Genomic DNA, 18,990 nt, shown 5'->3' with positions numbered 1-18,990 from the left:
AAAAACTACATAGGATTATAAAATTTATATTTTCGGCGATGAGAGTTAAAAGAAAATATACTATATTTAATGAAATAGCTTTATGAATATTAATTTTATTAATTCTAATACATACTATAGTGGAAAATACTATATTAAATATGACGTGAACAATATATGAGCCAATCATAAATCTAGATATAGTGAATAAAAAGCAAATTAATACACTTGATATAAGCCATTTATATAAATTGAGTCTTTTATTTGAAAAAATATACATGCACCATATTAATAACAATGATTCAGGTAAAATTCTTAAGGTTATATCTAACCAAGTAAAATTTATCATAAATTATCACACCTTTGAAATAAAGTATATATTGTAAATTATATACTATATATGACAAAAAATGAATATTAAACTGAATAATAAAAAAATAAATCTTAAATTGGCAATTAAAAGCTAATTTAACTAGTGGTTTTATAGTTTATATGTAATATAATCAAACATTTAATTATATGATTAAGAAACTCTATTGCTAATTTGTAATACATATATAGACACTACTATGCTATAATATAGGGTAAAGTGGAACATTGTTTTAAAATATATATAATATTAATTTAAGTTACAGTTATATAAAATACTTAGATTAAATTTATTTTAATGACTTTATAAAGGGATTATTAGTTTCAACTGGGGTTTAGGACACTAATATATCTTAAGATTAGAAAAATTTATTTATATGGAGGCGGATGTATGAGATTTGTTATAGTTACAGGGCTATCAGGAGCAGGAAAGACTCAAGCTGTTAGAAATTTAGAAGATTTAGGTTACTTTTGTGTAGATAATCTACCTCCTACATTAATATCCAAGTTTGGAGAGGTATGTATTCAAAGTGATGGTAGGATTGAGAAAGTTGCCTTAGTTATGGATATAAGAGGGGGAAAATTCTTTGATGGGCTAGTAGAAAGTCTAAAATATTTAAAAGATAATGAGTTTAAATATGAAATATTATTTCTAGATGCATCAGATGAAGTCTTAGTTAAAAGATTTAAAGAAAGTAGAAGAAAACACCCATTAGCTCCAGATGGAAGGGTAATAAAAGGTATAGGTCTTGAAAGGCATAAATTAAGAGAACTAAAAGATAGAGCAGATATAATAATTGACACTTCAAAGCTTGAAATAAAGGACTTAAGAGAAAAAATAAATGAGGTTTATGGAGAAGAGGGTCAAATAGAAAGAGAGGTTGCAATAACTGTATTATCCTTTGGATTTAAGTACGGGATACCAGTGGATTCAGATCTTGTATTTGATGTAAGGTTTATTCCTAACCCATTTTATATACCAGAGCTTAAAAAGTTTTCGGGAGAAAATGAAGAAGTTAAGTCTTATGTATTAAGTCAAAATGAAACAAGAGAATTTGTAGATAAGTTAAAAGATATGCTAGAGTTTTTAATACCTAGTTATGAGAAGGAAGGAAAGAGACAGCTTATAGTATCTATAGGATGTACAGGGGGAAGACACCGTTCAGTGGCTATAGCTAACGCTATATATGAGATTCTTGGAAAACAAGGAAGAAGAGTTAGTGTAGAGCACAGAGATATAAATGAAGATATTAATAAAGGTGGAGTTAAACTATGAGGTTATCCGACTGGCTAAAACCTGGTATAAAAGTCAAGAGGTGGATACTTCTTGCTTTAGTTGGAATTCTTGTAATAGCATTTGCTTTAAATGAGATGATCACTTATAGATGGTATAATGTTTTCTATAAGTGCTTCTTTGCTTTTTTAAATATAACAGGAATATTTATACTTTATATTTCTGTAACTGAAGGAATAAAATCAATAATAGCACTTATAAACAAGGGTTATTTGAAATTCTCATTAGATTCTAGAAAAATTGAAAATCTAATGTATGAAAAAAGACTTTTAATAAAAGGGCCCAAAATAGTAGTTCTTGGTGGGGGAACTGGGTTATCTACTATGCTTAGGGGACTAAAATACTACACATCAAATGTTACGGCAATAGTAACTGTTGGTGATGATGGTGGTGGTTCAGGAGCATTAAGAGAAGATTTAGGAATACTTCCTCCAGGAGATATAAGAAACTGCATACTTGCATTAGCAGATACAGAGCCACTAATGGAGGAGCTTTTACAATATAGATTTAAAGATGGTAGATTAAAGGGACAAAATTTTGGAAACTTATTTTTAGCAGCTATGGACGGTATATCAGATAATTTTGAAGATGCTGTTCAAAAAATGAGCTCTGTTTTGGCTGTAACAGGAAAAGTTTTGCCAGTTACGTTAGAGGATATGGTACTTAAAGCAAGACTTAAAAATGGAAATATAATTATAGGTGAATCCTTAATCCCGGAAGAGGCATTAAAACAAAAGAGCCCAATAGACAAATTGTTTATTGAGCCAAAGGAAGCAAAAGCCTTAAAGGAAGCAGTTGAAGCTATAAAAGAAGCAGATGCAATAATACTTGGGCCAGGAAGTCTTTATACAAGTGTTATACCTAATTTGCTTATTAAAGATATATCAAATGCTCTTCAAAAAACAAATGCAATAAAGATATATATATCTAACATAATGACTCAACCAGGAGAAACTGATAAATTTACAGTTTCTGATCATATTTCAGCTATATACAAGCATGGTGGTTATGGAATTGTTGATTATGTAGTTGCAAATATTGGGGATATAGATGATGAACTAAAGCAAAAATATCATTTAGATGGATCAAATTTAGTAACAATAGACAAAGAAATGCTAAACAAATTAAATGTTGAAGTTGTAGAAGGAAACTTAGTGAAAGTAAAAAATAATTTAATAAGACATGATGCAGATAATTTAGCAGCAATTCTGATAGAAACAATAATGGATAAGAAATTATTCTATGACAGAAAGAAAATAGTAGAATACTTCTATTTATCAGAACGATTAAAACAAAACAATAATAAGGAGTAGGTGTAGAATTAGATGTCATTTTCAGCTAAGGTAAAAGGAGAATTATGTAGGTATGTGGGATTATCGAAAGATGAAGCCATTGCACAATTATCAGCAATAATGAAGGTAAGTGGTACTTTATCATTTACTAGTGGAATGCAGGTTAGTTTTAAGGTAACCACTGAAAACCCTGCAACAGCTAGATTGATGTTTAAGCTTTTAAAAGAGCATTTAAGTATTCATGCAAAGCTAATGGTGAAAAAAAGCAATTCTTTAAAGAAAAACAACATATATATTGTAATGATAACAGAAGATATGGGCGTAAAAGATCTGTTAAAGCTTACAGGAATTTTAAAAGAAGAGGATGGAATGATGTCATTAGATTATGGAATAAATCCTCATCTTGCAAAAAATGAACAAGAAGAAAGAGCATATATAAGAGGTGCGTTTTTAGGCGGAGGAAGTATAAGTAATCCAGAAAAAACTTATCATCTAGAATTTGTGACTCATAGCATAGAATATGCAGAGGATTTAAGTAAAATTATAAATAAATTTGGATTAAATTCTAAGGTTATACAAAGAAAATCCAGTTATATAGTTTACATAAAAGAAGGGGAACAAATAGTAGATATTTTAAATATAATGGGGGCTCATAATGCATTGCTCCAGCTTGAAAATATAAGAATAATGAAAGAAATGAGAAATAATGTAAACAGGCTTGTGAATTGTGAAACTGCAAACTTAAGTAAAACAGTAAATGCAGCTGTAAGGCAAGTTGAGAGCATAAGACTTATACAAAATGAGATAGGCTTAGGCAGGTTACCTAAAAATCTAAGAGAAATAGCTGAATTAAGACTAGAATATCCAGATGAGTCTTTAAAGGAACTTGGAGAAATGTTAGAACCTCCAGTTGGAAAATCAGGTGTTAATCATAGATTAAGAAAAATAGAAAAAATTGCAGAAGAATTAAGAAAAGAAGGAAGGTAATACTGTATGTCTAAGCAGGAAGATATAATTTCCTATATAAAATCAGTTGAGCCAGGAAATAAAATATCTGTAAGATTTATTGCCGGAGAAATGGATGTAAGTGAAGGTACTGCTTATAAAGCAATAAAGGAATGTGAGAGCCTAGGATTAGTAAGTACCATTCCTAGGGTTGGTACTGTTAGAGTTGAAAAACCGGATAAAAAAAGTTTTAAAAATCTTACATTTTCAGATGTTTTAGAGATAACTAATGGAACAATTTTAGGAGGAAAACATGGCTTAAGCAAAACATTAAACAGGTTTGCAATAGGAGCTATGACAGTAGAAGCCTTTGAAAAATATGTTTCACCTAATAGTTTGGTTATTGTTGGGAACAGGGAAGAAATTCAAAAATGTGCATTAAAACAAAATGCTGCAGTATTAATTAGTGGTGGTTTTGGATGTAGCATGGAAGTTAAAAGATTGGCTGATGAAAAAGAATTACCTATAATATCATGTAATAATGATACTTTCTCAATTGCAACAATGATAAATAGAGCTATTTCTGAAAATAAAATTAGAAGAGAAATCATTTTAATCAGGGATATAATGAGGGAAAAACCATCTTATCTAAATATTGATGACACAATAGAAAGATGGAATGAACTAGTTAGTGAGACTACTCATATAAGATATCCTGTAGTAGATAAAGATATGAAGGTGGTAGGTATTGTGACACCAAAAGATTTACCACGTAATTCAAATAATAATGAGAGTATAAAGTCTATAATGATAAAGGATCCAATAACTGTTACACCTAAAACTACTGTAGCTTACGCTGCTCATATTATGGGATGGGAAGATATAGAATTGTGTCCTGTAGTTGATGGAAGAAAACTTATAGGTGTTATAACAAGAAAAGATGTTATAAAGGCTTATGAATATATGAATACTCACAGTGATTATTGTGAATGTTTAGAAGATACTTTACTTAAAAACTTTAAGTGTAGGAATGAAAATAATTATAGAATATATGAGGGAAATATACCTGCAAAAATACTTAACAATGTAGGAACGGCCTCATGGAGTGCTTTAAATATGCTTTTAACGGCTACTGCAATCGATACATTGAAACATAATAATTTAAGTGTATCTGTTGATAATGTAAGTACTTATTTTATGAAACCTGTTCAAGTAGATAGCAAAATAACAATAGAAGTTGAAATACTTGATATGGGAAGAGTGTTTTCTAAGGTGTCATGTAATATATTAAATAATAAAAAAGAGTTAATAGGAAAGGGACTTTTATCAGCAATAAGAATAACTGAATAGAGTCAATTAGTTAATGATTAAAATTAAAAAATATTAACTTAATAATAAAGTATTTAAAATAGGGGGAATACAAATGTTTACTCATATTGTAATGTTTAAATTAAAAGATAGACAAGAGGCAGAAAAAGCTAGAGATATTTTACTTTCTATGGAAGGAAAAATAGATGAGCTAAAGTATTTAGAGGTTGGTGTTGATACCGTTCACAGTGAAAGAAGTTATGATGTTATATTAATAACAAAATTTGATTCAAAGGAAGATATGGATAGATATCAAGTTAGTGATTATCACGTGAATTATGTATTAAAGAATTTAAAGCCTTTGTTAGAAGGATCTGTAGCTGGGGATTATTAATTTATGATATTATAGTGTATTTGGGAAGTAAGCGTTTTTGAATTAATAATTTATAATGTTGGATAAAATCTTCACCAGAAGATTTATGAAATGGAGAATATTTTTAAACACAATTGCCAATTAGAACGTAATCGTTAATGTCAAAATTAAAAGGTGAAATAAACACCCTTGAGTAAGGCACATTCAAAAAAATAATAGACCAGTATGATTGTCTATTATTTTCTCGAATGTGCCTAAGCAATTAATGTATGATTTAAGGGAGTTATTACAAGTACAATATTCAGAATATTCTAATTTGAAATTGTTTTTTTTATATTGGTTTAAATTAGAAGATTAAATGGTAACTATGATTTTGTCATTTAAACAAGTTCTCAATTCACAAAAAGTGATAGCATCATTAATGCTAGGTTTAGAATAAACTATAAAGAATTATAAGTTTATAATAGGATCTGAAGGTCTTAAAAAGCAATTTTAAATTAAAAAATGGGCTTAATGGCTAATGAAAATGTAGAAAAATCTAGTTTGTTTAGATGTGCTTTAAGTTTAATTTTACCTAAAATACACCCAAAAAATGAGAATTACACCAAATGAAGTTATTAATAATATAGAAAAAGTAAATCTAAAATAAAAACGAATATATAAATTAAAAAAAAGAGTTTAGTGAAGATGTAAAACATTATTTTGAAAAAGATAACAATGGTATTTTTAGAGCAGGAGTTATTGGTGGATGTATTTCAGTAGGAGCTTGTAATTTTTAATGTTAAAAAACTAATAAATAATTTTAAAAGTTAGATTTTCAACCACGACTTGTCACTAAAAAATAAAGGGGGTTATAAAGTTATGAATAAATATTTATGTTTTGATATTGGTGGTACTAAGGTGAAATATGGGGTTTTATTAGAAGATGGACAGGCTGTTTTATTAAATAGTTATAATACAGAAACAAAAGATAAAGAAAGATTTTTTATGTCTATTATAGATTTAATAGAGGAACATAAAATAAAAAATAATATAAGTGGAGTATCACTTTGTATACCAGGTATAGTGAATGCATATAAGGGACAAGTATCACTATGTTATGCTCTAAGATTTCTTGAAGGAATGAGTATAAAGGAATTTTTAGAGAACAAATGTAAATTAAGGATTGAAATAGAAAATGATGCTAATTGCGTTGCTTTAGCTGAAAAATTCACAGGTAATGGAAAAGAATGCAGTGACTTTGTATGTATGATTATAGGAACTGGGATAGGCGGGGGAATATTTGCTAATGGATCCATGATTAGAGGAAGTAGATTTATGGGTGGAGAATTTGGATTTATGATTACAGAAGGCATGAATATGCACAATGAAGGTATGGAAATAATAAGTGATGGAGGATCTACAAAAGGACTTATTAACATGTATAAAAAATTAAAAAATATAGATAGTAAGGTAAATATAGAGGGTGAGATCATATTTAATGAGGGGAACAATGATGTTGAAGTTAAAAAGATAATAGATATATGGTACAGAAGAATAGCTTATGGAATATTTAATTTAGCAGGAACTTTGAATCCAGAAAAAATACTTATTGGAGGAGGGGTCAGTGCTAGAGAGGATTTTATAGAAAATATAGAATTCCATTTAAAGAAAATAAAATGGTGGGAAGATATCAAGGTGAAAATAGAACCATGTTATCATAAAAATAATTCAGGAACAATAGGATCTCTATACAATTTTTTGACTATAAGGAAATAATTTAAAGACATTTAAGTTATTTTAAAGTAAATAAAACAGTGTTTAATAATAATATATAGAAAAATTGAAAATATAAGGTCAACTGATAAATTAAGGATAAAGTTTAAATCCATTCAATCGATATATAACATTGTAAGTAAATGGTATTTTATACTATTTACTGAACTTTAAAAATATGGGGGGATGAATTATGAAAAAAACTAAAGAATTAAAAGGAATAAAGGCAAAGCTTATAAGTAGAAGTTTGATTGTAGTTATAGTTTTAGGGCTAGTTCTTTCAGCAAGTTCTTATTTTTTAAGCAAAAATTCACTAACAAAAAATTCTAGTCTTTTGTTACAAGAATTTTCACAGCAAGCGGCAGAAAGTATAACTAACAAGCTAGAAAGAAATATAGATATCTTAAAAACTTTATCAATGAGTAAAGAGATACATAGTTTAGATGCTAAATTAGAAGATCAAGAAGAAATTTTGCAGAAAAATGTAAAAGAATATAATCATAACAAATTATTGCTTATAGATACAAATGGAGATACAATTGTTGCCACTGATGGAAATCATTTTAACTTAACTGATAGAGATTATTTTCGAGAAGCTATGAAAGGAAATGTTTTTGTATCTGAACCATTTGAAAATAAGGTCAATAATAAGCTGATAATAGCATATAGTATGCCTATATATGATCAGAATGGTAATATTATTAAAGTATTAGCTATGATTAGAGATGGAGATGATTTTTCTAAAATATCAAATGAAATTAGCTTTGGTGAAACAGGGAGTGGATATATATTATCTAAAGATGGAACAGTGATAGCACATAGAAATTCATCTTTGGTTGAGAATAAAAATAATACAATCAATGATGCTAAAAGTGATAAGTCACTTGAAGGTTTAGCAGAAATAGAAAATAAAATGATAAAAGCAGAAATTGGAACTGGAAACTATACTTATATAGGTAAAAAGAAATTTATTGCATATTCACCAATAAAATTAACAGGGTGGTCTATTGGTGTTGCATGTGAAGAAAAGGATATGTTATCTGGTCTTTCAGGATTAGTTAGAACTTTAGGTGGTATAAGTATTTTATTTATAGCATTAGCTTGTGTTTTAGCATATATGTTTGCTAATAAAATAGGAAGGCGATTAGTTAATTTAAAAGAAAGGGTAGAGGTATTATCAACAGGAGATTTCACTTTAAATGAAATAAGGGATAATGAAAATGATGAAATAAAGGATATATATGTAGCTATTGAAGATACAAAAAAATCTGTTGGTAATATGATCGAGTCTGTGAAGGAAAATTCTTTTGCAATGGAAGACAATGCAGTAATGCTTGCATCTCTTTCAGACGAATTTGTAGCATCATCTGAAAATATATCTTATGCAATAAGTGAATGTGCTGAGGGGAACTCAACACAGGCTACGGATTTTACAGAAATAAATAATATATTAGGGATGTTCGATGAAAAAATGAATAATTCAATCCTTGCCATAGAAGAAGTAAATAATATGGCTTCTGATATAAGTGAAAAAGCTAAAAATAGTAATGAAGATATGGGACAATTAGCAAAATCTATGGCAGTACTTAAGAATTCTTTTAATGAGTTTTTAAAATCAATAAATGGAATGAGAGAAAGTATACAAACTGTTACAGCCATAACGGAAATGATAAATAGCATTTCAGAACAAACTAATCTTTTAGCTCTTAATGCAGCAATAGAAGCAGCAAGAGCAGGAGAAGCAGGACGTGGTTTTTCAGTTGTCGCAGATGAAATAAGAAAGCTTGCAGAACAAAGCAAGGAGTCCTCACAGGACATATATAATGTTATAAGTAATGTACTAAGTGAAACTGAAGATTTATCAAGTAAAAGCAATGTAATGAATGATGAATTAAGCAATGGATTAGTTAATGTAGAAAATGCAATTCTATCATTTAAGGATATTTCAGATTTAGTTGTAGAAATATCTCCTAAGATAAATGCAATAAATGATTCATCAAAGGAAATGGTTAAAGATAAAAATACAATACTTGAAAAAGTAGAAAATTCTTCATCCATAGCAGAAGAAATATCAGCAACAACAGAAGAAATAGCTTCTTCCACTCAAGAACTTACAACTTCTAGTGACAATGTTGCTAAGTCTGCAAATAGTTTGAAAAATTTAACAGAAAAATTAAAAGAAGAAGTTAGTAATTTCAAAATTTAACAATAAAAATAAAAAGTATGTGATTGAAAGCAACAAGCTTTAATTCACATACTTTTTAATTAATAATAATTTAAGACAACTTATTTTGAGAACGATAAATTCTAAGTTCTAAATGAAAAAGTCAATTTTAGGAGGTTCAAGATGATATTATTTTGAATATGTTCAGTTTTAGTACTAAATAAGGCTAAAACAAGAATTTTTAGGGAGTAATGATAGAAAAAATTCGGAAAAGAATTAATTTTATCGAAACAAATTACTTTTAAATAAAGAATTCATAATAATTTGTATTTAAATTTGTAATAAACTTAAATAATTATTAAAAATGAAAGACCAATAGTTAAATTTATGTATTTTTGTGCTAAAATAAGTTAATTGGTAATTTAAAAATATTACTTATATATTTTTGGGGAGGAATTTTTTATGGGAAAGTTTAAAGGCATTAAATCTCAACTTATAACAAATGGTATTGTAATTATAGTTTTATTAAGTGTTTTGTTATCAGGAGGAGCAATTGTTATAAGCAAAATGGGCTTAATAAGCAATTCATCTGTGTTACTAGAGGAATTTATTAAAGAATCATCTGGTCATATACAAGGACAATTAGAGAAGTATCTTACAATTACAGAGGTGCTGGCTAGCAACCCAGTTTTATCTGATCCCAATATACCTATTGAGGAGAAACTTGAGAGTTTAAAGGGCAATCAGGAAAAATATGGACATAAAATGGTTGCACTTACAGAGGTTAATGGTGATTTGTTATCTACTACTGGGGTTAAAACTAGTATAGCTGATAGAGATTATTTTAAGGCTGCTTTAAAAGGGGAGTCGTTTATCTCAGACCCTTTTGAAAGTAACACAGATGGTAGTGCAGAAGTAGCCTATTCTGCACCTATAAAAAGAGATGGCAATATAGTTGGGGTATTAGTAGTTATAAGAGGTGGAGATGATTTTTCAAACATAGTAGGAAATGTTAAGTTTGGAAATAGTGGATCTGCTTATATGATAAATAAGAATGGATTAGTAATAGCAGATACACAAAATACAATGACTAAAAATAAAGTTAATACCATAGAAGATTCTAAAAAGGATTCATCATTAAAGGCTATTGCAGAAATAGAAGGAAAGATGATTAAAGGGGAAACTGGGGTAGGTACATACAAGTGGAATGGTGAGAAGAAGCATATGGCGTACACACCGGTAAAACTTACAGGATGGTCAGTTGGAGTTACTATTCAAGAAAAGGATTTATTATCATCTTTAAATAAATTAATTATAACTTTAATTTTAATGACATTAGTAGCTATAGCTATAGGAATATTAATACTTTATAAATTCTCTAGTGCTATTGAAAAGAGATTAATTCAATTAAAAAATATAATTAATAAAGTTTCACAAGGAGATTTTACATTAAGTAAAATTGATAAAATAAAAAATGATGAAATTGGTGAAATCTATAAATCTATAGAATACACTAAAACTTCTGTAGGAGAAATGATTACTAGTGTAAAAAGTAATTCTAAAGAGGTTGATAATAGCTCTAATTCATTAGCAGCTTTATCAGAAGAATTTTCAAGTTCAATTGAAAGTATCAACTTAGCAATACAAGATTCAGCAGATGGAAACACTAAACAAGCTGATGAACTTTTAGAAATTGAACATATATTAGAAAATTTTGATGAAAAGATAAATAATATGATAAACGAAATTCAGGATATAAATTCTGTAACAGAAGGTATAACAAACAAGGCAGAAGACAGTAATAAAGGAATGGGAGATTTAGCAAGATCTCTTGGAAGATTAAATAGTTCTTTTGCAGAGTTTTTAAAATCAATAAATAGTATGAAAAATAACATAAAAGAAGTTAATGATATAACAGCAATAATAAATGGAATTGCAGAGCAAACAAATTTGTTGGCATTAAATGCGGCTATAGAAGCAGCAAGAGCTGGAGAAGCAGGTCGTGGATTTACTGTTGTTGCAGAAGAAATAAGAAAACTTGCAGAACAAAGTAAGGAGTCGTCTGAAAATATCTATACTGTTATAAAAAATGTATTAAATGAAACAGATGATATTGCAGTTAAAAGTACTTCTATAAGTGATGACTTAAACGATGGAATGATAAATATAGAAAATGCCATAATGACATTTAAAGAAATAGCTGATTCAGTTTTAGATGTGTCACCTAAAATTGAAAATTTAAATGAGCAGGCAAGAGAAATATTTGATGATAAGAATGTTATAATCAATAAGGTTGATAACTCAACATCCATATCACAACAAATAGCAGCAACTTCAGAAGAGATATCAGCTTCTACAGAGGAGTTAACAGCATCAAGTGAAGAGGTAGCAGCAGCGGCAAGTACGCTTCAAGAACTTACACAAGAAACATTATCAAAGGTTGATGAGTTCAAAATATAGAATATAATTTAAAAAAGTTGGATTTAGCATTTCAAGATGTTGAATTCAACTTTTTTATAGTGTAAATAAGTGTTATCAAATAATTTTTAGATTCAAGTTGAATTTGCTTATATGAAATAAATACATGATATACACTTATTAATCAGTACTTATTTGTAAGTTAAGAAGTGATTAATAAGTGGTGAGGAAAGTAAAAAATAAAAAATGTTAATAAACAATTAAATTTAATAAATTAATGGTATTAACGAAATTTTATCAAGTTGTTAATGAAATGTGTTCAAAATAATAAAAAAACACATAAAGCGAAAAATTAGTATTATAAAAAATATGCATTAGGATATAAAGTAGGATATACAAGTTCATATTTACAAAAAATAAACAAACAGATGTGCAAATATGTATATAATAAGAATATATAGAATACGTTATATAAATTTGAAGAGGTGCATAATATATGAAAAAATTTAAAGGAATTAACAGGCAGCTTATACTTAGAAGTATATTTGTAATTTTTGTTTTAAGTATTATTCTTTCGTCAAGCGCATATGTGATAAGTAAAAAAACTCTTGTTGAAAACTCTCAGATTTTAATGAAAGAATTTGCTAAAAGTACAGGAGAAAATATATCAAACAGTGTTATGGTTACTTTTGCTACCATAGAAACTCTTGCACAAAATAAAACATTAACAAACCCCAATGTGACTTATGAAGAAAAGCTAGAAGTTTTAAGTGATAGCCAAAAATTAAATAAAGATAAAATGATTGGTATTGTGGATATGGATGGGAACATTACAGTTAACACAATAGGTGATGAGAACATAAACATAAAAGAAAAAGAGTATTTTCAATCAGCAATTAAAGGTGAAGGAATAATGACGGATCCTTTTAAAAGCAAAACTGATAATAGTTTAGAAATAGCATACAGTTACCCACTAAAAAATGGAGAAGAAATAGTGGGGGTATTGATTATAATAAAAGATGGAGTAGACTTATCTAATATTGTAAATAAAATTTCATTTGGGGAAACTGGAAGTGCATATGTAATCAATGATTTGGGGAATGTAATCGCTCACAAAAATGTGGATTTAGTTAAAAATATGAGCAATACTATAGAGGAATCTAAAAAAGATAAATCATTAGAACCTCTAGCATCTATAGAAGAAAAAATGAAAAAAGGTGAAGAAGGAAGCTCAAAGTACAAATATGAAAAAACAGATAAATATATAGCTTATGTACCTATAGAAGGAAGTACTTGGTATGTTGCAGTTACATGTGATGAAAAAGATATTTTATCTAAGCTTAATAATTTGAAAATAGGACTTATTATATCAGCTATAGCTTCTATAATAATAGGTATTATAATAGGATATATTGATTCACGTTCAATAGTTTCTAGACTTAATCTAGTAAAAGATGATGTGGAACTCCTTGCAACAGGAGATTTTACACCTAATAATAGAGAATATAAAGTAGATGATGAAATATCAGATATTTATAAATCAATAGAATACACTAAGAATGAAATGGCAAGTATGATCTTGTCCATAAAGGAAAGTTCAGATGTTATTGATGAACAAACTGTTGGATTAACAGAAGTTGCAAAGCAATTTACGGGAGCAACTGAAAACATAAATGCAGCAATTGAAGATGCAGCTCAAGGTAGTGGTAGACAAGCTGAGGATTTGACTAAAATAAGTGTTATACTAAATATCTTTGATGAAAAATTAGACAATTGTACAAAAGAGATTGAGACTGTAAATGTAATGGCTAAAAACATTAATAATAAAGCTGAGAAAAGCAATAAAGATATGGCAGGGTTAGTAAATGCATTGAAAGTACTTAATGAATCATTTAAAGAATTTGTAGGATCAACGAACCAAATGAGAGATAACATAAGAACTGTTAATGACATTACAGATCTTATAAATGGAATTGCAGATCAAACTAACCTTTTAGCACTTAATGCAGCAATAGAGGCAGCAAGGGCAGGGGAAGCAGGAAGAGGATTTTCAGTTGTAGCAGATGAAATAAGAAAACTTGCAGAACAAAGTAAAGAATCATCTCAAAGCATCTCTGATGTAATAAATGGTGTTTTAAATGATACTGAAATTATTGCTAATAAAAGTGATGTTATGAGTGATGAGCTTAATAAAGGAATTGAAAATATAGGACAGTCTATAGGAGCATTTAAAGAAATAGCAGACCTAGTTGTAGAAATAGGACCAAAAATAGATAATATAACTAAGGAGAATAATTCAATAGTTGAGGATAAAAACCAAATAGTTGAGATGATAGAAAGTGCATCCTCAATATCAGAGGAAATAGCAGCAACAACAGAAGAAGTATCAGCATCGGCAGAAGAGCTTGGCAGTTCGAGTGAAGATGTGGCAATTTCTGCCTCAAAATTAGAAACATTAACAGAAAATATGGTGAAAACTACAGGTAAATTTAAAGTTTAAATTAAAACAAGGTCAATCTTTTAGGTTGACCTTAATTTTTTTTGCCCTGCTTTGAAAAACTAATTCTTAAAGTTGAGGACTTGAAAAATTTAATAAAGGATGAAATCTTGCGACTTAAAGAATAGAATAGCCACTTTTCAATATAAATAATTATATGATAAGTATACATTGGGATGTGTAATATGTATAATTAAATATAGGATTTAATTATGGAGGTGAAAAATGATTGAGTGATAAAAATAAGAAATTCTGTCATTTACACGTCCATACTGGTTTTTCACTACTAGATGGAGCAGGTAAAGTAACTGATCTTGTTAAAAAAGTTAAAGAACTAGGTATGGACAGTATAGCAATAACTGACCATGGTGTTATGTATGGATGTGTGGATTTTTATAAAACTGCAAAAGAACAAGGTATAAAGCCAATAATTGGATCGGAAGTATACATAGTTCCAAAATCTATGCATATAAAAACAAATGATCCAGAAAATCAAAATTATCATTTAGTGTTATTGGTTAAAAATGAAGAAGGATATAAAAATTTAATGAAGATAGTATCCTATGCCTCTATAGAAGGGTTTTATTATAAGCCTAGAACGGACAGAGAGTTCCTGAAAGCACATAGCGAAGGTCTTATAGCCTTAAGTGCTTGCCTTGGTGGAGAGGTCCAGAAGCATTTAAATAATGGAAGACTAGAAAAAGCCAAAGAAGCGGCTAGTTTCTATAAGGATACTTTTGGAGAGGATTTTTATTTAGAACTTCAAAACCACGGTATGGAAGAGCAAAAAAAAGTAAATAGCTTAGTAGTAGAACTTTCAAAAGAGCTTAATATACCTCTTGTAGCAACCAACGATATTCACTATATAGAAAAGGAACATGCTAAGGCTCATGATATTCTTTTATGTATACAGACTGGAAAAACAGTAAATGATGAAAACAGAATGAAATATCCATGGGAAAAGTTTTACTTAAAATCTCCAGAAGAAATGTGGGATACATTTGGGTATGTTCCAGAAGCCTTAGAAAATACAATTAAAATAGCTGAGAAGTGTAATTTTGATTATGAATTTCATGTGTCAAAACTTCCAAATTACCCATTGACAGATGGAGAAGATCATTATGAATATATGAAAAACCAATGCTATAGTGGGTTGGTTGAAAGGTATGATTGTTTAAAGTCATTTAAAAATAGTGAACTTAATATAGAAGAAATAAAAAAAGTAAAAGAAAATAATAAAGAAATAGAAACAATTGTAGATAGATTAGAGTATGAACTTAACATAATAAATCAAATGGGATATGTAGATTATTTTCTTATAGTTTGGGATTTTATAAAGTATGCTGTTGATAATGGGATACCAACAGGACCAGGTAGAGGAAGTGGGGCAGGATCAATAGTTGCATATACTCTAGGGATAACTAAAATAGATCCTATAAAGTATGGATTGATTTTTGAACGTTTTTTAAATCCTGAAAGAGTCAGTATGCCAGATATAGATTCGGATTTTTGTTATGAGAGAAGACAAGAAGTAATAGACTATGTTGTTGAAAAATATGGAGAAGACTGTGTTGCCCAGATCATAACCTTTGGAACCATGGCAGCAAGAGCATGTATAAGAGATGTTGGTAGAGCTATGAATTATTCTTATGGTGAGGTAGATAAGGTAGCAAAAATGATACCTACTATGCTGAACATAACAATAGAAAAAGCTTTAGAAATAAATCCAGAACTTAAAGATCTTTATGAAAAAGATTATAGAGTTCAAGAGCTTATTGATGTAAGTAGAAGTCTTGAAGGATTACCAAGGCACTCATCAACTCATGCAGCAGGGGTTGTAATAGCATCTAAACCTTTAGTTGAGTTTGTACCACTTCAAAAAAATGAAGAAAGTATAGTTACTCAATTTACCATGGGAACATTAGAGGAACTTGGACTTTTGAAAATGGATTTTCTTGGTCTAAGAACCCTTACCGTAATGAGTGATGCTGTTAAAATGATAGAGGATAATAGGGGAGCAAAAGTTGATTTAGATGCTTTAAATTTTGATGATAAAGAAGTTTATAAAATAATAGGAGAAGGAAAAACAGTGGGTGTATTCCAACTAGAATCTCCGGGAATGACAAGTTTCATGAAGGAATTAAAGCCAGACTGTTTAGAGGATATAATAGCTGGAATAAGTCTTTATAGACCAGGTCCAATGGCTGAAATTCCTAAATATATAGCAGGAAAGAAAAATCCTGAGAATGTAAAATACCTAACTCCACAACTTGAAAATATTCTAAATGTAACCTATGGTGTAATGGTGTACCAGGAACAGGTAATGGAAATAGTTAGAAAACTAGCAGGGTATTCAATGGGTCGTAGTGACCTTGTTAGAAGAGCTATGTCAAAGAAAAAACACAAGGTAATGGAGGAAGAGAGAAAAAACTTCATAAATGGAATTATAAATGAAGATGGAACAATTGAAGTTCCAGGATGTGTGAAAAATGGTATAAGTAAAGAAATTGCAAGTAAAATTTTTGATCAAATGATGGACTTTGCTTCTTATGCTTTTAATAAATCACATGCTGCAGCTTACGCAGTAATAGGATATCAGACTGCATATCTTATTAAATACTATCCAGTGGAATATATAGCAGCCATGCTTAATAGTGTAATGGGTACAAATGAAAAGGTAGCTTATTACATAAATTTTGCTGAGAGTTTAGGTATTCAGGTTTTACCGCCAGATATTAACGAAAGTTATACTAAGTTTACAGTAAAGGGTGATACCATAAGGTTTGGTATGGGAGCTATAAAAAATGTTGGATTAAATGTAGTTGAAGGCATAGTAAAAGCTAGAGAAGAAAAAGATGGCTATACTAGTTTATATGATTTTTGTAATAAAGTTGACTTGTCTACTATAAATAAAAGGGCAGTTGAAAGTTTAATAAAATCTGGAGCATTTGATGGTTTTAAGGTATATAGATCACAAATGTTAGCTGTTTATGAAAAATTGGTAGATGGCCTAGCAAATCAAAAGAAAAAAAATATAGATGGTCAAGTTTCACTTTTTGCAGCTATGGAAGATTCAAGTCCTGAAGCAGTAACTATACAATATCCAAATATCAAAGAATTTGAGAAAAAGTATAAGTTGTCAATGGAAAAAGAAATGACTGGGTTATACTTAACAGGGCATCCTCTAGAAGAATATGAGATAAGCTTAAAATATCAAACTTCAACCACAATAGAAAAAGTTTTTAAAGATTATAAGGAAACCTTTGAACATATAACTTTAGACGAAGGTGAGAACCTAGACCATATTATTGAAAAAAGTATAGGGGAAGGTGAGAACTTACTGAAGGATGGCCAAAGAGTTAAGGTTGGAGGCATAATAGCAGAATTTTCAAGAAAAATAACTAGAAATAACGCTTTTATGGCATTTATAAAACTAGAAGACTTAACAGGCGCTATTGATGGATTGGTATTTCCAAAATCTTACGAAAAACTATCACCAATGCTTCAAATTGATGAAATGGTAGTTATTGACGGTAGACTTATGATGAGGGAGGATGAGCCTCCTAAACTTATATGTGAAAATATAATACCTCTAGAAAAAGTAGGGGATACAAAAGTCTATATAAAGGTTTCAGATGTTATGACTTTAAATAAAATAAAGGGATCATTAAGAGAAATGCTTATTCCTTTTAATGGCTCCAATCCAGTAATTTTATTTGCTGAAAAAGAAAGAAAAGCATTTAGGCTTTCAAAGGAAATGTGGGTTAATTTAGATAGTGATGTTTTAACTTTACTAAGAACTACATTTGGGGAAGAATGTATAAAAATAGTTGAGAATTCTGAAGTGTAAAATCAAGAAGTTTTTAGATTCAGAGGGAGTTTGTTTAATAGAAATACCTAACTCTCTCTGAAGCTTAGAACAAAAAACAACTGTATCAAAAAATAAGCTACAGTTGTTTTAAAAGTTCTTATACTATTAATAATAAAGAGATACGGTTAGTAATGTTAGGAGAAAACATAACGTTTAAGGGGCTTTGAATTTTGGTATAATTGGTGTAACATAAAGAATGTTTTAAACATTCTTTATGACAATATTATTCTCTTAATAATTAGATTTATACTACTATATAAATATTAATTCATGGTATTTAATCTATTGATACCTATTTTGGGATTAATTTTAATCAAAAGGAATATAATGTCGTAAGCCAATGTTAGAAAAATTATGTAGCTAATTTTATTCAAGTTGCAAAGAGAGGTTGATCATTGGAATAATATTATATTATGAAACTACTAAATATTGGTTATTTCTAATTCAAAATAAGAAATACATATTTTCTAAAAAAGTTTGTTCATTTAAATTATAATGTTAGTAATTACTAGTAAGCTAACTTAGAAATCATTAATTTTATTAATTAGAACCTATATAAACAAAAAAAATCAGTTATATTAAAGCATGAGTATTAATTACCAATAATATAAAAAGAATAAATTTACAATCCAAAATAACTTTTCTAAAGATACATTATATAGATTTTGCTACATATATGAAAGCATTCATGATTGAACCTAAATAAGGAAAAAACTTCTCTAATA

Annotated in this window: 10 protein-coding genes; all 10 read left to right on the top strand. The window is 28.8% G+C overall.

The genetic code is table 11. The features are described from left to right. Nucleotides 1–739 precede the first annotated feature (739 nt). The 10 genes from rapZ (at nt 740) to BM119_RS08775 (ending at nt 18,244) form a co-directional block, all read left to right on the top strand. Nucleotides 740–1,624, top strand: coding sequence for an RNase adapter RapZ (gene rapZ / locus BM119_RS08820; protein ID WP_090040685.1), 885 nt, complete (start codon nt 740–742; stop codon nt 1,622–1,624). Further along, nucleotides 1,621–2,955: a gluconeogenesis factor YvcK family protein gene (locus BM119_RS08815; RefSeq protein ID WP_090040683.1), complete on the top strand. Its 1,335-nt coding sequence runs from the start codon at nt 1,621–1,623 to the stop codon at nt 2,953–2,955. The genes rapZ and BM119_RS08815 overlap by 4 nt, the downstream gene beginning before the upstream one ends. Nucleotides 2,956–2,967: 12 nt before the next feature. After that, nucleotides 2,968–3,921, top strand: coding sequence for a DNA-binding protein WhiA (gene whiA, locus BM119_RS08810; protein WP_090040681.1), 954 nt, complete (start codon nt 2,968–2,970; stop codon nt 3,919–3,921). Between the two features lie 6 nt (nt 3,922–3,927). Beyond that, complete coding sequence (locus BM119_RS08805) at nt 3,928–5,229, top strand: DRTGG domain-containing protein (RefSeq protein WP_090040679.1); 1,302 nt, start codon at nt 3,928–3,930, stop codon at nt 5,227–5,229. A gap of 73 nt (nt 5,230–5,302) precedes the next feature. Then, on the top strand, nt 5,303–5,581 hold the full coding sequence (locus BM119_RS08800) for a Dabb family protein (protein WP_090040677.1): 279 nt from the start codon (nt 5,303–5,305) through the stop codon (nt 5,579–5,581). Nucleotides 5,582–6,421: 840 nt separating this feature from the next. Beyond that, nucleotides 6,422–7,318 (top strand): ROK family protein, encoded by an 897-nt coding sequence (locus BM119_RS08795; RefSeq protein WP_090040675.1) that lies wholly within the window; start codon nt 6,422–6,424, stop codon nt 7,316–7,318. Between the two features lie 190 nt (nt 7,319–7,508). Beyond that, nucleotides 7,509–9,521: a methyl-accepting chemotaxis protein gene (locus tag BM119_RS08790; protein ID WP_090040673.1), complete on the top strand. Its 2,013-nt coding sequence runs from the start codon at nt 7,509–7,511 to the stop codon at nt 9,519–9,521. 420 nt (nt 9,522–9,941) lie between these two features. Beyond that, entirely contained in the window at nt 9,942–11,939 is a 1,998-nt protein-coding gene (locus BM119_RS08785) for a methyl-accepting chemotaxis protein (protein WP_090040671.1), read from the top strand. 454 nt (nt 11,940–12,393) lie between these two features. After that, nucleotides 12,394–14,397: a methyl-accepting chemotaxis protein gene (locus tag BM119_RS08780; protein WP_090040669.1), complete on the top strand. Its 2,004-nt coding sequence runs from the start codon at nt 12,394–12,396 to the stop codon at nt 14,395–14,397. A 226-nt stretch (nt 14,398–14,623) separates the two neighbouring features. Continuing rightward, on the top strand, nt 14,624–18,244 hold the full coding sequence (locus tag BM119_RS08775; RefSeq protein ID WP_090040667.1) for a DNA polymerase III subunit alpha: 3,621 nt from the start codon (nt 14,624–14,626) through the stop codon (nt 18,242–18,244). Nucleotides 18,245–18,990: the final 746 nt, after the last annotated feature.

Origin of the sequence: Clostridium frigidicarnis (genome assembly GCF_900111985.1) — a bacterium.
Classification (GTDB): domain Bacteria; phylum Bacillota; class Clostridia; order Clostridiales; family Clostridiaceae; genus Clostridium_Z; species Clostridium_Z frigidicarnis.
This window is presented reverse-complemented; position numbering and strand designations above follow the sequence as displayed.